The 19,347-nt window shown below is 55.0% G+C and carries 19 protein-coding genes and 1 tRNA gene; 6 read left to right on the forward strand and 14 right to left on the reverse strand.

Going from position 1 to position 19,347, the window contains the following annotated elements:
- Positions 1-2: 2 nt before the first annotated feature.
- Both dapD and FE788_RS10945 read right to left on the reverse strand, forming a co-directional pair.
- Positions 3-860, reverse strand: a complete 858-nt coding sequence (gene dapD, locus FE788_RS10940; protein ID WP_138380673.1) for a 2,3,4,5-tetrahydropyridine-2,6-dicarboxylate N-succinyltransferase — start codon at positions 858-860, stop codon at positions 3-5.
- Positions 861-962: 102 nt separating this feature from the next.
- A complete protein-coding gene (locus FE788_RS10945; RefSeq protein WP_138380674.1) occupies positions 963-1,703 on the reverse strand; it encodes a pyrimidine 5'-nucleotidase in 741 nt (246 codons plus the stop codon).
- A gap of 182 nt (positions 1,704-1,885) precedes the next feature.
- Between FE788_RS10945 and FE788_RS10950 the strand changes: the two genes are divergently transcribed.
- Together FE788_RS10950 and FE788_RS10955 are read left to right on the forward strand one after the other, a co-directional pair.
- A complete protein-coding gene (locus tag FE788_RS10950; protein WP_138380675.1) occupies positions 1,886-3,709 on the forward strand; it encodes a sensor domain-containing diguanylate cyclase in 1,824 nt (607 codons plus the stop codon).
- Positions 3,706-4,959, forward strand: a complete 1,254-nt coding sequence (locus tag FE788_RS10955) for a DUF2336 domain-containing protein (RefSeq protein ID WP_138380676.1) — start codon at positions 3,706-3,708, stop codon at positions 4,957-4,959. The genes FE788_RS10950 and FE788_RS10955 overlap by 4 nt, the downstream gene beginning before the upstream one ends.
- 122 nt (positions 4,960-5,081) lie before the next feature.
- On the opposite strand, the gene argB is transcribed toward FE788_RS10955, so the two are convergent.
- The 6 genes from argB to rpmH all read right to left on the reverse strand — a co-directional run bounded on the left by argB (position 5,082) and on the right by rpmH (position 9,594).
- Positions 5,082-5,999: an acetylglutamate kinase gene (gene argB, locus FE788_RS10960; RefSeq protein ID WP_138380677.1), complete on the reverse strand. Its 918-nt coding sequence runs from the start codon at positions 5,997-5,999 to the stop codon at positions 5,082-5,084.
- Between the two features lie 70 nt (positions 6,000-6,069).
- A complete protein-coding gene (gene yihA, locus FE788_RS10965; protein ID WP_210413919.1) occupies positions 6,070-6,735 on the reverse strand; it encodes a ribosome biogenesis GTP-binding protein YihA/YsxC in 666 nt (221 codons plus the stop codon).
- A gap of 45 nt (positions 6,736-6,780) precedes the next feature.
- Positions 6,781-8,532 (reverse strand): membrane protein insertase YidC, encoded by a 1,752-nt coding sequence (yidC, locus tag FE788_RS10970; protein ID WP_210413921.1) that lies wholly within the window; start codon positions 8,530-8,532, stop codon positions 6,781-6,783.
- Positions 8,533-8,621: 89 nt separating this feature from the next.
- Complete coding sequence (yidD, locus tag FE788_RS10975) at positions 8,622-8,894, reverse strand: membrane protein insertion efficiency factor YidD (protein ID WP_210413923.1); 273 nt, start codon at positions 8,892-8,894, stop codon at positions 8,622-8,624.
- Positions 8,891-9,370, reverse strand: coding sequence for a ribonuclease P protein component (gene rnpA, locus FE788_RS10980; RefSeq protein WP_210413925.1), 480 nt, complete (start codon positions 9,368-9,370; stop codon positions 8,891-8,893). Before rnpA ends, yidD begins: the two co-directional genes overlap by 4 nt.
- Positions 9,371-9,459: 89 nt before the next feature.
- Entirely contained in the window at positions 9,460-9,594 is a 135-nt protein-coding gene (rpmH, locus tag FE788_RS10985; RefSeq protein ID WP_138380679.1) for a 50S ribosomal protein L34, read from the reverse strand.
- Positions 9,595-9,884: 290 nt separating this feature from the next.
- Between rpmH and FE788_RS10990 the strand changes: the two genes are divergently transcribed.
- The 3 genes from FE788_RS10990 to FE788_RS11000 are packed head-to-tail and all read left to right on the forward strand — an operon-like array spanning position 9,885 to position 13,512.
- Positions 9,885-10,646: a TVP38/TMEM64 family protein gene (locus FE788_RS10990; RefSeq protein WP_138380680.1), complete on the forward strand. Its 762-nt coding sequence runs from the start codon at positions 9,885-9,887 to the stop codon at positions 10,644-10,646.
- Complete coding sequence (locus tag FE788_RS10995; RefSeq protein WP_138380681.1) at positions 10,643-12,097, forward strand: dihydrolipoyl dehydrogenase family protein; 1,455 nt, start codon at positions 10,643-10,645, stop codon at positions 12,095-12,097. Before FE788_RS10990 ends, FE788_RS10995 begins: the two co-directional genes overlap by 4 nt.
- Positions 12,098-12,102: 5 nt before the next feature.
- The gene (locus FE788_RS11000) at positions 12,103-13,512 is read left to right on the forward strand and encodes a sensor histidine kinase (RefSeq protein WP_138380682.1); all 1,410 of its coding nucleotides are present in this window, start codon (positions 12,103-12,105) and stop codon (positions 13,510-13,512) included.
- 78 nt (positions 13,513-13,590) lie between these two features.
- Here the strand turns inward: FE788_RS11000 and FE788_RS11005 are convergent, their stop codons facing one another.
- Entirely contained in the window at positions 13,591-14,232 is a 642-nt protein-coding gene (locus tag FE788_RS11005) for a hypothetical protein (protein ID WP_138380683.1), read from the reverse strand.
- Between the two features lie 216 nt (positions 14,233-14,448).
- Between FE788_RS11005 and FE788_RS11010 the strand changes: the two genes are divergently transcribed.
- Positions 14,449-14,525 (forward strand) — tRNA-Arg (locus tag FE788_RS11010).
- Between the two features lie 137 nt (positions 14,526-14,662).
- On the opposite strand, the gene FE788_RS11015 is transcribed toward FE788_RS11010, so the two are convergent.
- Genes FE788_RS11015 through narH form a run of 5 tightly spaced genes read right to left on the reverse strand, consistent with a single transcriptional unit; the run spans position 14,663 to position 19,337 of the window.
- Positions 14,663-15,892 (reverse strand): alginate export family protein, encoded by a 1,230-nt coding sequence (locus FE788_RS11015; RefSeq protein WP_138380684.1) that lies wholly within the window; start codon positions 15,890-15,892, stop codon positions 14,663-14,665.
- A gap of 48 nt (positions 15,893-15,940) precedes the next feature.
- The gene (locus FE788_RS11020; RefSeq protein WP_138380685.1) at positions 15,941-16,393 is read right to left on the reverse strand and encodes a hypothetical protein; all 453 of its coding nucleotides are present in this window, start codon (positions 16,391-16,393) and stop codon (positions 15,941-15,943) included.
- A 2-nt stretch (positions 16,394-16,395) separates the two neighbouring features.
- On the reverse strand, positions 16,396-17,079 hold the full coding sequence (narI, locus tag FE788_RS11025) for a respiratory nitrate reductase subunit gamma (protein WP_138380686.1): 684 nt from the start codon (positions 17,077-17,079) through the stop codon (positions 16,396-16,398).
- A gap of 9 nt (positions 17,080-17,088) precedes the next feature.
- Positions 17,089-17,787: a nitrate reductase molybdenum cofactor assembly chaperone gene (gene narJ / locus FE788_RS11030; RefSeq protein WP_138380687.1), complete on the reverse strand. Its 699-nt coding sequence runs from the start codon at positions 17,785-17,787 to the stop codon at positions 17,089-17,091.
- Positions 17,784-19,337 carry a nitrate reductase subunit beta gene (gene narH / locus FE788_RS11035; protein WP_138380688.1) on the reverse strand — a complete coding sequence of 518 codons (1,554 nt, stop codon included), beginning with the start codon at positions 19,335-19,337 and terminating at the stop codon, positions 17,784-17,786. The genes narJ and narH overlap by 4 nt, the downstream gene beginning before the upstream one ends.
- Positions 19,338-19,347 lie beyond the last annotated feature (10 nt).

Raw genomic sequence — 19,347 nt, forward strand, 5'->3', positions numbered from 1 at the left:
CCCTAATCCCTCAGCAAATCATTAATGGAGGTTTTGGCCCGGGTTTTTTCATCCACCCGTTTGACAATAACCGCCGCATACAGATTGGGCCCTGGCGTGCCGTCCGGCAACGGTTTGCCCGGTAGCGCCCCCGGCACCACCACACTATAGGCCGGCACGCGGCCATAAAAAATCTCGCCCGTCTCCCGATCAATGATTTTCGTGGAAGCCCCGATATAGACCCCCATGCTCAACACGGCGCCCTCTTCCACGATCACCCCCTCGGCCACTTCGGACCGGGCCCCGATAAAGCAGTTATCCTCAATGATCACGGGTTCCGCCTGCAACGGTTCCAGAACGCCGCCAATGCCCACGCCCCCCGACAAATGCACATTTTTGCCGATCTGGGCGCAGGATCCTACGGTGGCCCAGGTATCGACCATGGTGCCTTCGCCCACATAGGCCCCAAGATTGACAAAGGACGGCATCAGCACCGCCCCCGGGGCAATATAGGCCGAATGACGCACCACTGCAGTCGGCACGGCCCGAAAACCGGCCTGATCAAATTCCGCCTGGCCCCAGCCTTCGAATTTTGACGGCACCTTGTCATACCACGGCGCGGTCTCACCAGGACCGCCGGGAATGATTCGCATGGGATTCAGGCGAAACGACAACAACACCGCCTTTTTCAGCCATTGATGCACGACCCATTGACTTTTTCCGTCCGCGCCGGGTTCTCTGGACGCCACGCGGACTTTGCCGCTGTCCAGAAGGTTCAGGGTTTCCTGTACCGCTTCGCGGATCTCCCCTTGAGTATCGGGACCAATTTCCGTACGATTCTCCCACGCCTGCTCAATGACGTTTTCCAGTGAGGTAGACATTGTTTTTATCCTTTATGCTAACGGGCTCTCTAAATCTGTGGCACTCAAAATACAATTGCGGACTTTCTTAACGGCCTGACAATAGCGATCAGGGGCCGGCTGTCAATAAGCCCCTTGCCTGCGCCGGGCGTTTTTGCCGGCGGCGGGCTCTTCTGCCTCTGGCACCGTTTCACCTGAAGAACGGTCCAGAAGGGACTGCAACCATCCGGTCAGATCTTCTGCGGTATGGTCGATATGTTTTTCTTCCATACCGTCCCGGGACCAGGACAGTGCTGTGGGCACCCAGACCGTTTTCATGCCCAGATGATGGGCGGGAACAAGATTCCGGGCAATATCCTCAATCATGACGGCTCGCTCCGGGGTAATGCCAAACAGACGGATCATTTTCTGATAACTTTCAGGGGCCGGCTTGGACCGATAATCCGCCTGATGAATATCGAAAACCCCGGAAAAGGCCCGGCTTAGCCCCAGACGGTCAAGGACTTTTTCCGCATAACCGACATCCGCATTGGTATAGATCACCTTGGTGCCCGGCAAACGGCTCAAAACCTCTTTCAACGGCACATTTTCCGTCAAAACCGAAAAATCAATATCATGGACATAATCCAGAAATTCCCGCGGAGGAATGTCATGTTCGCTCATCAGGCCACGCAGGGTGGTGCCATAGGTACGAAAATAGGCTTTCTGACGTTGACGGGCCTGATCATAGGGCAGGTTCAGCCGTTCGGCGATGAACTCCCCCATCCGCCGGTCCACCTGGGTAAACAGGTTACAGTCCGCTGGGTAAAGCGTGTTATCCAGGTCAAAAACCCAATGATCAAGCTGTGCGGGATCAAAAGTCATCCTGTATGTCCCAATTTATATACCTTAATCTTAATATGCCTTAATCCTGACTTGGACAGTTATCTGCCTCAAAACACCCTCTCTGCACAAACACCGAGTAAACCAGTTGTTAACAGCTTGCCTCTAACATGGGTCAGATCGGGGCTTCACTATAGTACAGGGTAACAAGAGCGTTCAGAGTCATGGAAGTGAATATTGCACGGATCATTCAGAAAGCCAATCTTGAAGACCAAAAGGATCATCTTCCCGATCTCTCCACCTATCGGTTCCAGACAGAAGTTATTATAGAACTTTTCCCCGGCCCTGCCCTGATGGTGGGAGCGGACTTTAGCGTTCTGCATCATAATGTTCATGCCAGTGGTCTGGTTGAGGCCCTGCATCACAAAGACCCTGCCCTGCACAGCCTCATCAGTCGCAGTCTGAACAACAACAGTCCGGAAGCCCAGAAAATGACGCTCCATGACACAAAAGGTCGCCGTCATTATTATCTCTGTGCCCTTCCGGCCTGTGAAGAAGCGGTCAAACGCCCGCAGGCGGTGCTGGTTACGGGCCGGGAGACCACTGTGGAACACAATCTGACCACCGCCCTGGTGGACAGCCGCCAGATGTTCAAGGATCTGGTCAGTTGCTCATCCGATTTTTCCTGGGAAACCGACGGTCAGGGTCGGTTTAAATATGTTTCTCCCAAAGGGATGCTGGGATATACGGCTTTTGAACTGAATGGTAAAAAAGCCGCCGAACTGATTATCGACAGCGGCGGCAAAAACCCCTTTGATACCCTGGATGTCGTGCAGGATATGGAGCTGTGGGTTCGCCGCAGCGACGGCTCCAAGGCCTGTCTTCTGGTGTCTGCCGTTCCCATCATCGACAAAGACTCCTGCTGGCAGGGCGCGCGCGGGGTTTGCCGGGATGTGACCACCATTCGGGAACGTGACGCCATGCTGCGCAAGGCGCGCAAGCGGGAGCATGTACTTAACCGAATCGTTACCTCCATCCGGGACCTGTCCAACCCCGAAGACATGCTCAACACCATTCTGAAGGCGAGCCTGGACGCCGTTCGCGCCACATCCGGCGGCATCTATGAACTGGTTCACACCTCTGCGCCGTCCCAGGACAACGTCGCCACGGTTCATCCCCGGCTGCGCCACGACCTCGGAAAGATGAAAGAGACCGACATACAAGACGGCATTTATCAGATGGTTTTGGAATTGTGCCGACATATTGAACAGGGGCCGGGTCGGGCCGCCCAATCCATTTCCCTCAATGGTCATCATATTCTGGTGGGGGTGAGTTCACATCACAATCGGCCCAATGGAGCCCTATATCTGATCCGCGAAAAAGATACGCCGGGCTGGAACGATGACGATGCCCTGTTGTTCGGTGGCATCCTCAGCCATCTGGGCATCGCGCTGGACCAATTGCAAAACCAGGAAGAGCTAGTTCGCCTGTCCTGCACAGATGAACTGACCGGCCTTATGAACCGGCGGGCTTTTTTCAATCATGTGGAAAAAAGGCTTTCGCACCTGCTCCATAATCCGCAAGACTGCGCCCTGCTGTATATTGACCTCGATAATTTCAAGACCGTCAATGATACACTGGGACATGCCACAGGTGATGTGGTTTTGCAAAAACTGGCCCTGGAATTGCGGCGGCATGCCGGGGCCGGAACATGTGTCGCCCGCCTTGGCGGTGATGAATTTGTGTTGTGGCTGGAAGGTGTTAGCGAGGAAGAAGTCACAGAAAAAGCCCAGAAACTGCGGTCTCTCAGGGACCCGCTTCAGGCCATTACTGGCCCACTCATACCGGCTCTTTCCCTGTCTATTGGGATTTGCCATCAGCCAACCGGTCACAACAACAGCCTTTACGGTCTTTTGGAACAGGCTGACGCCGCCCTTTATCATGTCAAAAAAAATCGCAAAGACGCCGTAGCCTGCCATGTGACGCCAGAAACTGCCCCTGACAAGCTGACAAACGGCAAGCTGACAAATGGGGAGTCTGATCCATGAAAAAGCTCCTGACCCGTCTCTTTGACAAACCGGCATCGAAAAAAAAGCTGTCCTATGAAGAGGCCCGGACGATCCTGGAACAGGAAAAAACTGCGGATAAGCGTCTTTTGGCCCAACAGGAAGATACGCGGCCGGAAATGTTATATTATCTGGCGACAGACGCCGATCCGGTTATCCGCCGCCATGTCGCAGGAAATCCCGGCACTCCGATCCAGGCGGATGAAATACTGGCCAATGATAATGATGACGAGGTACGTAGCGAACTGGCCCGCAAGATCGCCCGTATTTTTCCCGACCTTTCTCCATCAGATCAGGCACAGATCCGGGAGAAAGCCATCGAAATTCTTGAAAAACTGGCTCAGGACCAGTTCCCGAAAGTGCGCCGCATCCTTGCCGAGGAACTGAAATCCTGCGCTGAGGTGCCTAAAAACATCATCCGGCGGCTGGCCGAGGACGAAGACCTGAAAGTATGCATTCCAATCCTGGAATATTCTCCGTTGCTCAGCGACGTGGATCTCAAGGAAATCATTGCGGCCAGCACCCTTAGCGGGGCGCTACAGGCCATCGCCCGGCGTCGTCATGTTAGTGAGGATGTGGCCGAAGCCATTACCAACTCCTTGGATATCCCGGCCGTGGCCACGTTGCTGGCCAATAAAAATGCACAGATTCGTGAAGATACCCTGGACAGCATCATTGACCAGGCCCACACCGCAGACATTTTGCATCCACCGCTTGTGGAGCGGCCCAATCTGTCACTCAGGACCATAAAACGTATCGCCACCTTCGTCGCCTCCTCCCTTGTTCATCGCATGATCGAGCACAACCACCTGGACCAAAACGTCGCCGATGAAATTCTGGCCAAAGTCCGGGCGCGTATTCAGGAACAGAAAGTCGATGAGGAAGACATCGAAACCCTTGCCCAACAGGCCCGGGACCTTTTTAACAAGGGCGTTGTGGACGACGCCTTCATCAAAAACGCTCTGAACAATCGTCAACGGGAACTGGTGATTCAGTGTCTGGCGTTATTGTCCGGTCTGGAGGCCAATACGGTACGGAAAATCCTTCAGAGTAAGAAAGGCCAGCGGGTCGTCTCCCTTGCCTGGCGGTCCAATCTCAGCATGCGCACCGCCATTGAGTTACAGAACAAGTTGGCGTTCATTCCGCCGGACAGCTTTCTTCATGCCAAAGGCGGCATTGATTATCCGCTGAGCCCGGCGGAAATGGAATATGAACTGGCCCTGTATGAATGAACTTTTGACCCCCGGTCGAGAGCGAATTTAAAGACGAGGGGGATCATCATTGCGAGCGGCCGCGACGCAAGCCACAAAAAAACATCCTAGAGTGAACTGAGTCGACCTTTTCACAATTCACCCTAGCGGCGGATAAAGGTTCCCGCGCCATGTTCGGTGAACAACTCCAGAAGCAGGGCATGTTTGACCCGCCCATCAATAATCACCGCCGCCCCCACGCCGTGATCTACGGCATGAATACAGGTGTCGATTTTGGGGATCATACCGCCTGAAATCGTACCGTCCGCAATCATGGCTCTGGCTTTTTCTTCGGTCATCTCGGTAATCAGATTACCTTTCTTATCCAGAACCCCCGTCACATCGGTAAGCAGCAAAAGCCGTGTCGCCCCCAACGCTTCAGCGATGGCACCGGCCATGGTGTCCGCATTGATGTTATAGGTTTCCCCATTTTCGCCCAGACCAATGGGGGCGATCACCGGAATCACATCGGTTTTTTCAAACATGCGCAGAAAATCCGCATTGACCTTCTTGGGATATCCTACAAAACCCAGATCCAGAACCTGTTCGATATTTGAATCGGGATCCTTGCGCGTACGGCGCAGCGGTTCGGCAATAGCGAGATTGCTGTCCTTGCCCGACAGGCCCACCGCCTGCCCGCCCACATTATTGATGGACGCCACAATCGCCTTGTTGATGCTGCCACACAGCACCATCTCAGCAATGCCAATGGTATCCTTGTCGGTCACCCTCAACCCGTCGATGAAGGAACTTTTGATCTGGAGCGCGTCTAGCATACGGCCGATTTGCGGGCCGCCGCCATGCACCACCACCGGGTTCATACCCACCTGTTTCATCAGCACCACATCATGGGCAAAACTGCGGGCCAGATTTTCATCCCCCATGGCGTGCCCCCCGTATTTGATCACGATGGTCTGACCCGCATAACGCCGCATATAGGGCAAAGCTTCGGATAGGGTCGCGGCTTTTTTGAGAAAAACTTCCTTCTCTGCATCTGTGACTGTTTTATATTCTTCACTCATCTGGTCCTGTACCCCGTCTTGTTTCTCGCCGTTCGATCCTGTCCCGGTGTCATGCCGGCCTTTACGACCTTTAGAGGGCGGCCACAGAAGCCACCGCCGCCCGCAGCTCCGCAATACCGTCTCCTTTGACGGAACTGGTGAGAATCACCTCGGGATGGGCCGCAACATGTTTAACGATGGCCTGTTGCGTCGCGTCTTTAATCTTTTCCTGCGCTTGTTTCTTCAGCTTGTCAACTTTTGTCAGCACAATCTGATAGGAAACGGCGCTGTCATCCATCATTGTCATGATCTCCCGGTCCGCCTCCTTAAGACCATGCCGGCTGTCGATCAACAGATACACCCGCCGCAGATTAGGCCGCCCCCTGAGATAGTCCTTCATCACCCGGGTCCAGTGCCGCACCTGGGACTGGGACACCTTGGCATAGCCATATCCCGGCAGGTCCACCAGATACAACGCCAGATCCTCAGGACGCCCGAGCAGGAAAAAATTCAATTCCTGGGTGCGGCCCGGCGTGTTTGACGTTCGCGCCAGGGTCTTACGTCCGGTCAGGGCATTAACCAGACTGGACTTGCCCACATTGGAGCGTCCGGCAAAAGCAATCTCGGCATAATCCGCCGGTGGCAACTGGGCGAGATCATACACGCCCAGAACAAAGTCGCAATTTTGCGCAAAAAGCCGGCGGCCCTGCTCCAGCCAGGCCGCCCGCTCTTCTTCGGTCATCTCGACTGTCATCATGTTACCCGACAGAATGAATATACCAGATCTTGGCACAACAGGACATTAGGACGTCGCATTCTCAGGAAGCTCTTCTTCCACACGTCGCATAATGATCCATTGCTGAATGATGCTGAGGATATTGTTCCATGTCCAGTAAATCACCAACCCGACAGCAAACTGCGCCAGAATAAAGGTAAACATGATCGGCATGAACATGAAAATCTTCTGCTGCACCGGATCCCCCACCTGCGGGTTCAGCTTCTGTTGCAACCACATAGTGACCCCCATGAGAATCGGCAACACGCCAATAGCCAGAAAACCCGGCGGATCCCAGGGTATCAGCCCGAAAAGATTAGTGACCAACAGCGGATCCGGGGCTGACAGGTCCTTGATCCAACCGAAAAACGGCGCATGACGCATGTCAATGGTCACATAGAGCGTCTTATACAGGGCAAAGAATACCGGAATCTGAATAAAAATCGGCAGGCAGCTGGCCAGTGGATTGACCTGTTCCTTTTTATACAGCGCCATGGTCTCCTGCTGCAGACGCATCCGGTCATCCCCGTATTTTTCCTTGAGCGCCTTGAGTTTTGGCGTGAGCTTCTTCATCTTGCTCATGGAAATAAACTGCTTGTTGGCAATAGGGAACAAAATCAGCCGGATCACCACCGTAAACAGCAGGATCGCCACGCCAAAATTGCCGGTCAGGCCATAAAGGTAATCCAGCCCATAAAAAATCGGCTTGGTGAGAAAATCAAACCAGCCCCAGTCAATGGCGTAGTTGAACAGCTTGATATCCAGCTTGTCGCGGTAATTTTCCAGAAGACCAACCTTCTTGGCGCCGGCAAACAGGCGGTTCGTGACCTTGACGCTTTGGCCCGGCTGAAGCGTGACCGCTTCGCGGATATAATCCGCCTGAAACTTCTCAGAACCGCCAGAGAGATACCGTTTCAGGCCACCGGTAAACAGCCCCTTCTGATCCGGAATCAACGCCACCAGCCAGTATTTGTCAGTGATCCCCAGCCAGCCGCCGTCATGGCTTTGCTCCTGGCGGGGCTCTTCTGCAATCTCGTCATAGCTGAACTCTTCCTTGCCTTCATCCATGACCCAGATCGGGCCTTCATGCAGGATATAAAGAGCCTTGTCTTCGGGGCGCCCATGACGCACCACCCGCCCGTAAGGGGCAAGGGTCACCGGCTGGGCAGAGGTGTTTCTCACTTCCTGGGTGATGGTAAACATATAGTTTTCATCCAGCGCAATGGTCCGGACAAACAACAGCCCCTCCCCATTGGCCCAAGTCAATGTCACCTCGCTTCCAGCCACAAGTTCGTCCTTATCGGCCTGCCAGACCGCATTGTTACGCGGGGCGTTCTCTATGCCCGCCCAACCGAATTCCGCGAAATAGCCTTGAGCAGTTTCAGACGGAGACAGCAAAACCACTTCCGGCGCATCCTTGTCCGCTTCCACCCGATAATCCGCCAGTGTCAGATCGTCGATACGCCCCCCCCGCAGTGAGATGGAGCCGTGCACCCGGTCCGATCTGATCGGCAGGCGGGGCGCATTGGCCAGCACATTATCCCGCGCCACGGGAACCTGCTTGACAATCGGTTGTTCCAGCGCCGGAATGCTGCCGGCATCCACGGCAGCACCGGCTTGAGCGCTCTTTCCGTCAGCTTCCTTCTGGGCGGCCAGCTGTTCCTGTCTGGCTTTTTCCGCCGCTTCCTGACGCGGCTTAGTATAAAAATAGTCATAGCCCAGCAGGATCCCCATGGTGAGAACGATTGCCAGTATAAAGTTACGGTTTTCCTGCATCATCCCTGCTCAATATCCATCAAAACTTTACGGCCGCACATTGACCGGATTTGCTATCCATTGCCGGCATCCACATTTCCAGCAACGCGCGATTAACACATATGCTTTTTATTCCGACTGTTCTCCTGCTCCAGCGGGGGCACCGGATCGAACCCATGCCCACCCCAGGGATTGCAGCGCAAAATCCGCCACACAGCCAGAACCGTCCCCTTGAAAGGCCCAAACCTGTCTATGGCTTCATAGGCATATTCCGAACAGGTCGGCAGATACCGGCACTTGGGCCCCAGAAGCGGGGAAATCAAATACTTATAGAGCTTGATGAGCCCTTTCAAGACATAAGAGAGGATCAGGGAGAGAAATCTCATTTTTTCACCTCTGTTTTTGCGGCGCGATTGATCTTTCCGCTCTGCTTTCCCGGAACGGGCCGAGGGCTTTTGGAGTCCGGTGCACCACCCGATTTTTGGCCTGCGAGACGTTTCAATGACCATTTCAAATCACGAATCAGATCATCAAAGGCCCGGTTTTCAATCCCCGCGCGGGCAATGAGCACATAATCATGCCCCTTGTGCCCTTTGTCCGGAATGACCCGCCGAGCCACTTCCCGAAGGCGCCGTTTGGCCCGGTTTCGCTGAACCGCCGAGCCCACCTTTTTGCTGGCAGTGAACCCCACCCGGATCTGTTGGTCCCCGGCCCCGTCCTGATGTGGCTGAGGGCAAACCTGAACCACCATACCGGGAGAGACCCAACGGGTCTGTGCCTTTGCCACCCGCAAAAAATCCTCGCGCTTTTTCAGCACGGAAATTTTTTCCTTTTTATATCCAACCGGTTGGGTGATCGTCATTCTTTTCTGCCTAAAAGCTCAAAACAAAACCGGCCGCTGATTGCTCAGGGCCGGTCTGTCACTTGCCTTGTCAGGCGAATTCTGGGCCTTTACGCAGAAAGGCGCTTCCGTCCCTTGGCGCGACGGGCAGCAAGAACCCGGCGGCCACCAACAGAAGCGGAACGTGCCCGGAAACCGTGGCGACGTTTGCGAACCAGAACACTGGGTTGATATGTACGTTTCACTGGTGTACTCCATTTGCCGCTGCGGGCTGTAACAGCCCTCTGCACCGAATCCCATGATTCAGCGCCTGCTATTGAAGTGGGGTGTATAATGCCTTTCCCGACACAAGTCAACGCATCTTGACTCTTTTTCTTGTCCTTTGAGGACCTCGCCTGTCCTTATTGCCGGCCACATGGTCCTGCCGCCTGTGACCAATTTCACGCAGTCGTGATAACGCGTTATTTTATCTATGGTAATTTCCCCTATATTCTGGCTTCCTAGAGCAAATCCTATGGAGCCTGAAACAATATCAATGAAAGACGACATTTCCGCAAAATCCGCTAAGGCGCTAACCCGTGCCCGTCGATATTTGCCGCTTGGACTCATTGCCGCCGGTTTCATTCTGGCGTTGGCCTTTGATCTGTCCACCTATCTCAGCCTGCAAAGCCTGAAAGATCATCGTGAAATGCTCAGCTCCTATGTTTTCGATCATTTCTGGATGAGCGCCGGCCTGTTCAGCGCCGCCTATACCGCCGTAGTTGCCTTTTCCATTCCCGGCGGGGCGGTCATGACACTGGGCGCCGGCTTTCTGTTCGGCACCCTGATCGGCGGCAGTCTGGTGGTTGTCAGCGCCACTGTTGGGGCAACGCTTATTTTCCTAGCCGCCCGGACCGCCGCCGGTGGGTCGCGCTTTAGCGACATTCTGGCCCGACGCGCGGCCCCCTGGCTTAAAAAAATGGAGCAAGGCTTCGCACAAAATGCCACGAGTTACCTGCTGACCCTGCGGCTGGTGCCGATTTTTCCGTTTTTTATTGTCAATCTGGTGCCAGCTTTCCTGGGGGTCAGGCTGCCCGTCTATGTCCTGACCACCTTTTTCGGCATCATTCCGGGCACCTTTATTTATGCCTCGGTGGGCAGCGGTATGGGACATCTGATTGATCAGGGGCAGGACCCGGATCTGAATATTATCTTTTCCCCGGAAATCCTGCTGCCGCTTCTGGGGTTGGCGGTGCTAGCGCTGCTGCCGGTTCTTTATAAAAAACTGAAACAGTATCGAGGGGGGCAAAATACATGACAAATTTTTTACAGGCGGATCTTTGTGTGATCGGGGCTGGGTCCGGCGGCCTGTCTGTGGCTGCGGGAGCCGCGCAACTGGGATTGAAAACCCTGTTGCTGGAAAAAGACAGAATGGGCGGAGATTGTTTGAATTATGGCTGCGTGCCGTCCAAGGCCCTGCTTGCCGCCGCACATGCCGCCTGGCATGTGCAGGCTGGGACGGATTTTGGCATCGCTCCGGCCACCCCGACAGTGGATTGCTCAGCGGTAGATTTTTCAAAGGTGCACCGCCATGTCCATAAAGTGATCGCCGCCATCGCCCCCAATGATTCCGTACAGCGGTTTAGCGCTCTAGGCGTAAAAGTCATTCGGGAGGCCGGCCGTTTTATTGACGACCGCACCGTTGCCACCCCCTCCTGCCGGATTCGCGCCCGGCGCTATGTCATTGCCACCGGGTCCCGCCCGGCCATTCCGCCATTGCCCGGCCTGGACACAGTAGACTACCTGACCAACGAAACCATCTTTGATCTGGAAGAACGACCCGATCATCTGATCATCATTGGCGGGGGACCAATCGGCCTGGAGATGGCGCAGGCCTTTCGTCGCCTGGGATCCAGAGTGACAGTACTGGCGCTCGCCTTTATGGAACAGGACGATCCGGAACTGGCCGCAGTGGTGCTTGAACGCCTGCGCCGTGAAGGCATTCGCCTTGAAGGCGGCATCGACATTACCGCCATTCACAAACGCAACGACCGTTATGACGTTTGCTTTTCCGGAAACGGACAGGCGCAAACAATCACCGGATCGCATCTTCTTGTCGCCACAGGCCGCAAGCCCAACCTGGACGGCCTTAATCTCATGGCCGCTGAAATCAAACATTCCCCAAGCGGCATTACCGTTGGTCCCGATCTGCGCACCAGCAACAAACGGGTTTATGCGCTTGGCGACGTCACCGGCGGACCACAATTCACCCATAAGGCAGGTTATGATGCCGGCATTCTAATCCGTCGCCTTGCCTTTGGCATGTTCTGGACCCGAACGGACTATTCCGCCCTGCCCCGCGTGACCTATACGGACCCCGAACTGGCGCAGGTGGGGCTGAGCGAACCGGCGGCCCGGGAAAAATATGGTGATGATTTTTCACGACAGATCCGAATATTACGTTGGCCCTATAGCGAAAATGACCGGGCCCAAGCCGAACGCCGAACCGAGGGCCTGATCAAGGTCATCACCAGCCCCAAAGGACACATTCTGGGGGCCGGAATCGCCGGGGCCGGGGCCGGAGAACTGATACAGGTCTGGGCGCTTGCCATGAGCAAGAAGCTGAAAATATCTGCGCTGGCCAGCATGATTTCCCCCTATCCCACCCTTGGCGAAATCAGCAAACGCGCTGCGGGCAGTTTTTATACCCCTTCCCTTTTCAGCACAAAAACCCGTAAACTAGTACGCCTGTTGTCAAAATTGGGATAACCGGGATGGCCGACGAACAACACCCTCTGGCTCTGCGTCACAGCCTGTCCAACAGGCTGCTTTTGCTGACTATCGCCTTTGTCATGCTGGCGGAAGTGCTGATTTACGTGCCCTCCATTGCCAATTTCCGCAAAACCTGGCTGGAAGAACGTTTGGCCGCCGCCCAAATCGCCATTCTCGCCATTGAGGCGGCCCCGGATTATATGGTCAGCGAGACCCTGGCCAAAGAGCTTCTGCAATCCGCCGAGGTGATGGCCATTGTCCGCAAAAAGGACGACAACCGTCTTCTGGTGCTGGGCACCGACCGGCCGCTGGAGGTGGAGGCCCGGTATGATCTGCGCAATGCCGGTTTTCTGGACCTGATCCGGGACGCTTTTATCACCATGATGCATACCCATCCCCACAGCCGGGTCATCGAGGTTACAGGCTACACCAATGATGAAAGAATGGACTTTCTGCAAATTATTTTCGAGGAAGAGAAGCTGTGTCATGCCATGCTCGTTTTTTCCCGGAATGTATTGCTGCTGTCCATCATCATTTCCCTGATCACCGCCGGCCTGGTTTATTACAGCCTGAGCTGTCTTCTGATCCGTCCGGTCCGCAAAATCACCGACAGCATGGTCGCCTTTCGCAACGCCCCGGAAGATCACCGCCGACAGATCGTACCCGATAACCGCCGTGACGAAATCGGCATTGTCATGCGAGAACTGGCCGTGATGCAGGACCAGTTGCGCCGGGCCTTGAAACAAAAAACCCATCTGGCAGATCTTGGCAGCGCCGTCAGCAAAATCAATCACGACCTGCGCAACATCCTGGCCAGTGCTCAGCTTGTCTCAGACCGGTTCATCACCGTTCAGGACCCCACGGTCCGGCGGCTCACCCCCCGTTTCGTGCGCGCCATTGACCGGGCAGTGCGCCTGTGCGAAGCCACATTGCAATATGGCCGGGCCGAACCGGAAAAACCCGATTATACAAAGGTGGAGCTGCACCCTTTGGTTGACGAAGTGGGCATTTCTTTGGGCCTTGCCGAAAACAGCCCGATAAAACTTCGCAATGACGTGCCCGAAAATTTTACGCTTCAGGCCGATCCGGATCATTTGTTTCGGATTTTTATGAATCTCGGTCGCAATGCGGTACAGGCCATGACCCAGGCCGGACGGCTGTCCGGGACCATCAAATTTTCCGCCCATCGCCACGGCAATGACGCCGTCATTGATATCTGCGACCAAGGGCCCGGGATTCCCGCCAAGATCCGGGAAAAACTGTTTGTGCCATTTCACGGCAGCGGCAATGGCGGTACCGGTCTTGGACTTGCCATAGCACGGGAGCTGGTCCAAGGGCATGGCGGCAGTATCGAGCTTCTGTCTTCCGGTCCGGAAGGCAGCTGTTTCAGAATCACCCTCCCCCTCGCCTAGAGTCAATTGAGTCAACCTATGCACAATTCACTCTAAGGCCCACCCCCAACAATAATCAGGGCGACAAACAAACATCCATCAGGGCGAAAGACCGAGACTCTCCTGCGCCCGGCGGATCAATGCGTCGGTGTGGCGCTGTTCCAGACGCGCTCGATCTAGCAATTCTTCAAGCCGGTGGTGGGGTGTTGGCGCTTTATCCGCTGTGGTCTTCGGGGGCTGTCGAAGGCGAACGTGAATGTCCTGCAATTCCACAATCAATTTTTCCAGCCGGTTTTCCCGATCCATGAGTCGGGACAGGGCAAGCTGCGCCCCACGCCAAAGTTCGCCGCGCCGTGCCGCACGCTGTTGTGCGGAATCATCTGCCGTCCCCCCAGACGCCTCCTCATAGGTTTTAAGCATTTGGATCAGGTCTTGGCGGAACCTGTCAAGCTCCCCGCTGAGATTCTGAAAGGTTGTTTCGTATTCTTGCAAGCTTTCTTCCGCCACCATCTGAGGGGCAGACACATCTGGCGCAGAGGCCAAAACATCCTCTTTTGGTGCGGGCGCCGACTCCGGCGTCAGGGGCTTTTGACGTTCGGCCTCAATCTCCTGCCAGGTCCGGTCTGCCTGCAACGCCGGCCAACCCTGTTGCGCATCGCGGGAACATGCACCCAGCACCCCGCCGGCTGAAATCGCAAGAATTATGCCTAACACCTTGGTATTATAGAGCTTCTCTAACATACGGACTTCTCGATTTTTGTTTTTGGCGGGACGTTTTTCCCGGTTCAGGTCCTGTCGTGGCCGCGAGTTTAGGGCAGCCCCCGGGCAAGGACAAGCGGCCCATTGTCGAAAGCGTAAAAAAATGTCATATTTTTTGCAAAGGGGGCTTGCATTCCCCGGTCATTCTGGGTAGGTTGCGCGCCACAGGATGATTCCTGTTTCAAGGAAACGACATGCGCGCTCGTAGCTCAGCTGGATAGAGCACCAGACTACGAATCTGGGGGTCGGGAGTTCGAATCTTCCCGAGCGCGCCATTCTCTTCAAGGACTTAGCAGTTTCAACGCTGAGTCTTTTTTTATTTGGGGGCACAGCGGACAGCATTGCGCCCCGGACATGGCCGGGGCGGCAATCACTGAGATAAATATAAATCAAGATCAGACAGCGGAACGGCCTAGAATTTGGCCGCCAGCGTCAGCCAGATTTTTGTCGTATCGGTGGCAAAGGCATCGGCCTCATAAAACGCCGCCTTGACAGAAGCCGTATAGTGTTTGGCAAAGGGTTTGGAGACCAGAAAGTCCCATTCGCTGCCATAACTTACCCCGCCCACATCCGAAGAAAAGTCATGATAGATGCCTTTCAGCAGCAGGCCGGCAAGCGGTCCCTCTCCCATCATTTTATAGGCCAGGGAAACACTGATGTCTTCCAGGCCCTGGGCCGGTGTGGAGAGGAACTTGTCCGCCCAGCCGTTAAATTTATGCAGCGTGGCCAGAGGGGTCTGGAAACTTACCCCATTGTCGCTCCCCAGAAGCTCATATCCAAAACCCGCCGTGAAGCCAGCGGTTGACACGCTGAGCGCCGCATTCCAGTAATCCGCCTGATACTCAGCCGGGTTGTCCTCATAATCGCTCTGGCGCGCATATTCCAGTTCATATCCCAGCCGGACGGTGTCCGTGACCGCTTGGGCGCCCGCAAAACGCACCCCGTAGGTGCTGCTGGACAGGCCAAGCACCGGCGCGTCATTGAGGTCGAGCAGATAGGCATAAGCGGTGAGTTTGCCGAATTCCAGTCCCGAATAGCTCACATTGATCAGATGGGTATTCGTATCCAGATCACCCAGTGGATGATCATCGCTGAAAATCCGGTTGACATTCCAGACATAGCCATACAACGCCGTCAGCTCTTTGATCGGTGTCACGGTCGCCGTGACGATGTCATAGGTCTGGTCATTCTGGCGAAATCCGACGGTACCGATAAAGCGCTGATTGTCCAGATTAACGCCGATGCGGCCCGCCTTCAGCGTGAACAGGTCCTGGGTATAGGCCAGATAAGCCTGGTTGACTTCCGTGCTTTCCGGATCAGCAACCACGGGGCGGTCGGTCTTGCCATTGATGGTATTGTTGTAATTCTCGTCCCCCACCACGGTCACATTGGTGACTTCCGCAAATCCGCTTATCCCTTTCAGGCTAGCGGTTTTGTACCATAGTTTGCTTAACAGGGTGGATGCCGTGGCATCTTTTTCAAAACCATCCTGATCGACATTTTCAAACCGGTAGCGGAACGCCAGTCCGGCATCGCCCTGGGTGAACATTTCCGTAAAATTTGCGGCCTCCCCGGCCCCGGCTGGCGCACTGGCCGACAGCGCCAGTACCCCAGCCAGACATGAAAGGGCAATTTTTTGCATCACTCTTACTCCTTAAAACAACATTTTTGGGAAAAACATCTTCGAATGTTAGAGCGAAGCTGCGAGGTCAAATCCCGCAATCTGCGCCCGATGTGCCAAGTCCAATATGTAAGACTGTATTCCATGACGAATGCTCCTGACATGCAGGTAATCCCGAATGCGATTTTCCACGTCCTCAAACGGCAGTGGCGCACCATCACCGTTTTCCACCGTAAACCGGTCAATATTCTGATCGTAATAGCGGCGACAGGCTTCGGTTGTGGCCTCGGGCGTCGTCACCATGTTTTCCACCAAACGCATGATCCCGCTGTCCACAGCGTCTGCCGCGGCCTGCGGTTCAAGAAACCCCTGCTCCACCGCTTCCTGGCGCAACAATTCACGGATCAGGAGCGCCCCTGCTGCCTCATCACGGGCTTTTTCTTGAGTGGGCGCCGGATGAAACTGCATTTCCCGGAACACCTCATCATCGGTAATTTCCACTTCATTCACATATATCGGCATGATCAGGACCTCTTACGAACGATCTGGTATCCGGAACGGAACAGATATTTGACCGGCGCCGACAGCACATGCACCAGTCGGGTAAAGGGGAACAACAAGAAAATCGTCAGCCCCAGCACAATATGCAGCTTGAAGATCAGTGAGGTTCCGGCCACGAAATCCGCCGCCCCACCCCGGAAGGTGACAATATACTGTGCCCAGTTGGCCAGCGCGATCATGGAACTGCCGTCCGGATGACTGGCAGAGGCGGGAATGGTGGCCAGCCCCAGAATGAGCTGCACATACAGAACCAGAAGGATCATGATGTCCGCAGGCCGACTGGTTGCCCGGATGCGGGGGTCCGTCAGCCGCCGGATAATCAAGATCGTCAGACCAATAAAACAAATCACGCCGAAAATGCCGCCGGCCACCATCGCCAACATCTGCTTGGCCGCCGCCGACATCACCAGATGATAGACGGGTTCCGGCGTCAACAGCCCGATCAGATGGCCGAAAAACAGCAAAATAATCCCGATATGGAACAGATTACTGCCAATCCGCATGCCGCGTGACCGCAGCAGCTGACTGGACCCGGCCCGCCAGCTATAGGGATCCTGATCATAGCGCAGGATCGTGCCCAATATCATAACGACAATCGCAAGATAGGGGTAAATCCCGAAAAAAAACTCATTCAGATATGCGCTCATGCTCGCCTCCTATGAATGATGAGGGCTGGAAGCCCCGCTCCTCCCGGCGCGGTGCCGGGTAACCTGCGGGCAAAGATTGCAGTCCGCCGTGTCCGTGCCATCGAAGGCGGGAGCTTCTTCCCATTCCCTGTCAAGCGCCTCAAGACTCGTATCCTCGCGGGCGGCATCGTCCATCGCCTGCTGGACGATCTTCTTGTCCACCTTGACGCTGCTTAACGCTTCCAGCGCCCGGAAGACATGCCGGTAGGAACTCCCTTTCACTTTCATCTTGGCACCGATGGTGGCGATGATATGCACCGTGTCCCCCAACAGCTCCTGCGCCTCGGCGAAAGGCGACACAGAAAGGAATTCCAGAAACAGCGGCAGATAATCCGGCAGTTCGTTGGCGGCGATTCTGAAACCCTGCCGGGCGTAATATTCCATAAGATCAACCATGGCCGGACCGCGGTCCCGGCTTTCGCCGTGAACATGTTCAAACAGATACAGGGAATGAGACCGTCCCCTGTCAAACAGGGACACGTACTCTTCCTGGATGGAGAGGATATCGTGACGGGCCAGATCATCCATGAACACAAACAGCGGTTTGCGAATTTTTTCGGGGATCAGCCCCTCATCAACAAGAATGGTTTTCATCTCGGCCATATGCTGCTGCAGTTCCTCATGGGGATATGTCAACAACAGCCCGAGGACTTTAAACGTACGCATCATGATTTCCTTATGTTGCCGTTCATGGTGTTTTTGTGGGTCGGACCGCCAAACAGTCCCCCGGTGCGCGCCGCCCCCCCGGCACAGCCATTGCCAAAGCTGAAACCGCAGGCGGAACGGGTTTCAAAGGCAATGTCATTATCAAACGGGGTCTGACCGGCATATTCCCGGTGGTTGGTGGGGATCACAAAACGGTCTTCATACTCCGCCAGCGCCATGATCCTGTACATTTCCTCTACGGTTTTGGCCTCCAGCTCAACCCGTTCAAGCGCCCTTATATCCCCATTTCCGTTGATGGTTTTGGCCCGCATATAGCTGCGCATGGCCAGCATGCGCTCCAGCGCGTGCACCACCGGTTGTTCCCGGCCACCCGTCAGCATATTGGCAAGATATTTCACTGGAATGCGCAGATTTTTCACATCCGGCATGATGTCATCCCCAGCGATCTTGCCCTCTGTATGGGCGCTTTGAATGGGGGAAAGCGGCGGAATATACCAGACCATCGGCAGGGTGCGGTATTCGGGATGCAACGGGAAAGCCACCTTCCAGTCAATCGCCATTTTATAGACCGGCGATTTTTTTGCCGCCTCAAGCCAGCTGTCGGGCACGCCATCCTTGCGGGCCTGTTCAATCACCTTGGGATCATGCGGGTCAAGGAAGATGTCGCACTGGGCTTGATACAGGTCCCCTTCATCCGCCGTCGCGGCCGCTTCCTCGATACGGTCCGCGTCATACAACAACACGCCAAGATAGCGGATGCGTCCGACGCAGGTTTCCGAACATATAGTCGGATCACCGTTTTCAATACGCGGGAAACAGAAAGTGCATTTTTCCGATTTGCCAGACTGCCAGTTGAAATAGATCTTTTTGTAAGGGCAGCCAGACACACACATGCGCCAGCCCCGGCATTTGTCCTGGTCGATGAGCACAATGCCGTCTTCCTCGCGTTTATAGATGGCACCAGAAGGACAGGCCGCCACGCAGGTCGGGTTCAGGCAATGCTCGCACAGCCGCGGCAGATACATCAGGAAGGTGTTTTCAAACTGACCATAAATATCCTTCTCAACATCTTTGAAGTTATAGTCCCGGGAACGTTTTTCGAACTCGCCGCCGAGAATCTCCTCCCAGTTGGGCCCCCATTCCGGTTTTTCCATTTTCTCTCCGGTAATGGCGGAATGGGCCCGCGCCGTCGGCGGTGTCTTCACGTCGCCCGCCGTTTGCAGATGGGCGTAATCAAACGTGAAGGGTTCATAATAGTCGTCAATTTCCGGCAGGTCCGGATTGGCAAAGATTTTGGCCAGGAGCCGGAACTTTCCGCCCATTTTCGGCTGGATCTTGCCATTGGACTTGCGCACCCAGCCGCCGTTCCAGCGGTCCTGGTTTTCCCATTCCCGCGGATACCCCACACCGGGTTTGCTTTCCACATTGTTGAACCAGGCATATTCAACGCCTTCACGGCTCGTCCAGACATTCTTGCAGGTCACCGAACAGGTGTGGCACCCGATACATTTGTCCAGATTGAGAACCATCCCGATTTGTGCACGTATCTTCATTTCTGCTACT

Origin of the sequence: Luteithermobacter gelatinilyticus (genome assembly GCF_005849285.1) — a bacterium.
In the GTDB taxonomy this organism is placed as follows: Bacteria; Pseudomonadota; Alphaproteobacteria; order Sphingomonadales; family Emcibacteraceae; genus Luteithermobacter; species Luteithermobacter gelatinilyticus.

Coding starts and splice junctions, on each gene's coding strand:
- dapD (WP_138380673.1), bottom strand. CDS start 860: ATGTCTACCTCACTGGAAAACGTCATTGAGCAGGCGTGGGAGAATCGT.
- FE788_RS10945 (WP_138380674.1), bottom strand. CDS start 1,703: ATGACTTTTGATCCCGCACAGCTTGATCATTGGGTTTTTGACCTGGAT.
- FE788_RS10950 (WP_138380675.1), top strand. CDS start 1,886: ATGGAAGTGAATATTGCACGGATCATTCAGAAAGCCAATCTTGAAGAC.
- FE788_RS10955 (WP_138380676.1), top strand. CDS start 3,706: ATGAAAAAGCTCCTGACCCGTCTCTTTGACAAACCGGCATCGAAAAAA.
- argB (WP_138380677.1), bottom strand. CDS start 5,999: ATGAGTGAAGAATATAAAACAGTCACAGATGCAGAGAAGGAAGTTTTT.
- yihA (WP_210413919.1), bottom strand. CDS start 6,735: ATGATGACAGTCGAGATGACCGAAGAAGAGCGGGCGGCCTGGCTGGAG.
- yidC (WP_210413921.1), bottom strand. CDS start 8,532: ATGATGCAGGAAAACCGTAACTTTATACTGGCAATCGTTCTCACCATG.
- yidD (WP_210413923.1), bottom strand. CDS start 8,894: ATGAGATTTCTCTCCCTGATCCTCTCTTATGTCTTGAAAGGGCTCATC.
- rnpA (WP_210413925.1), bottom strand. CDS start 9,370: ATGACGATCACCCAACCGGTTGGATATAAAAAGGAAAAAATTTCCGTG.
- FE788_RS10990 (WP_138380680.1), top strand. CDS start 9,885: ATGAAAGACGACATTTCCGCAAAATCCGCTAAGGCGCTAACCCGTGCC.
- FE788_RS10995 (WP_138380681.1), top strand. CDS start 10,643: ATGACAAATTTTTTACAGGCGGATCTTTGTGTGATCGGGGCTGGGTCC.
- FE788_RS11000 (WP_138380682.1), top strand. CDS start 12,103: ATGGCCGACGAACAACACCCTCTGGCTCTGCGTCACAGCCTGTCCAAC.
- FE788_RS11005 (WP_138380683.1), bottom strand. CDS start 14,232: ATGTTAGAGAAGCTCTATAATACCAAGGTGTTAGGCATAATTCTTGCG.
- FE788_RS11015 (WP_138380684.1), bottom strand. CDS start 15,892: ATGCAAAAAATTGCCCTTTCATGTCTGGCTGGGGTACTGGCGCTGTCG.
- FE788_RS11020 (WP_138380685.1), bottom strand. CDS start 16,393: ATGCCGATATATGTGAATGAAGTGGAAATTACCGATGATGAGGTGTTC.
- narI (WP_138380686.1), bottom strand. CDS start 17,079: ATGAGCGCATATCTGAATGAGTTTTTTTTCGGGATTTACCCCTATCTT.
- narJ (WP_138380687.1), bottom strand. CDS start 17,787: ATGATGCGTACGTTTAAAGTCCTCGGGCTGTTGTTGACATATCCCCAT.
- narH (WP_138380688.1), bottom strand. CDS start 19,337: ATGAAGATACGTGCACAAATCGGGATGGTTCTCAATCTGGACAAATGT.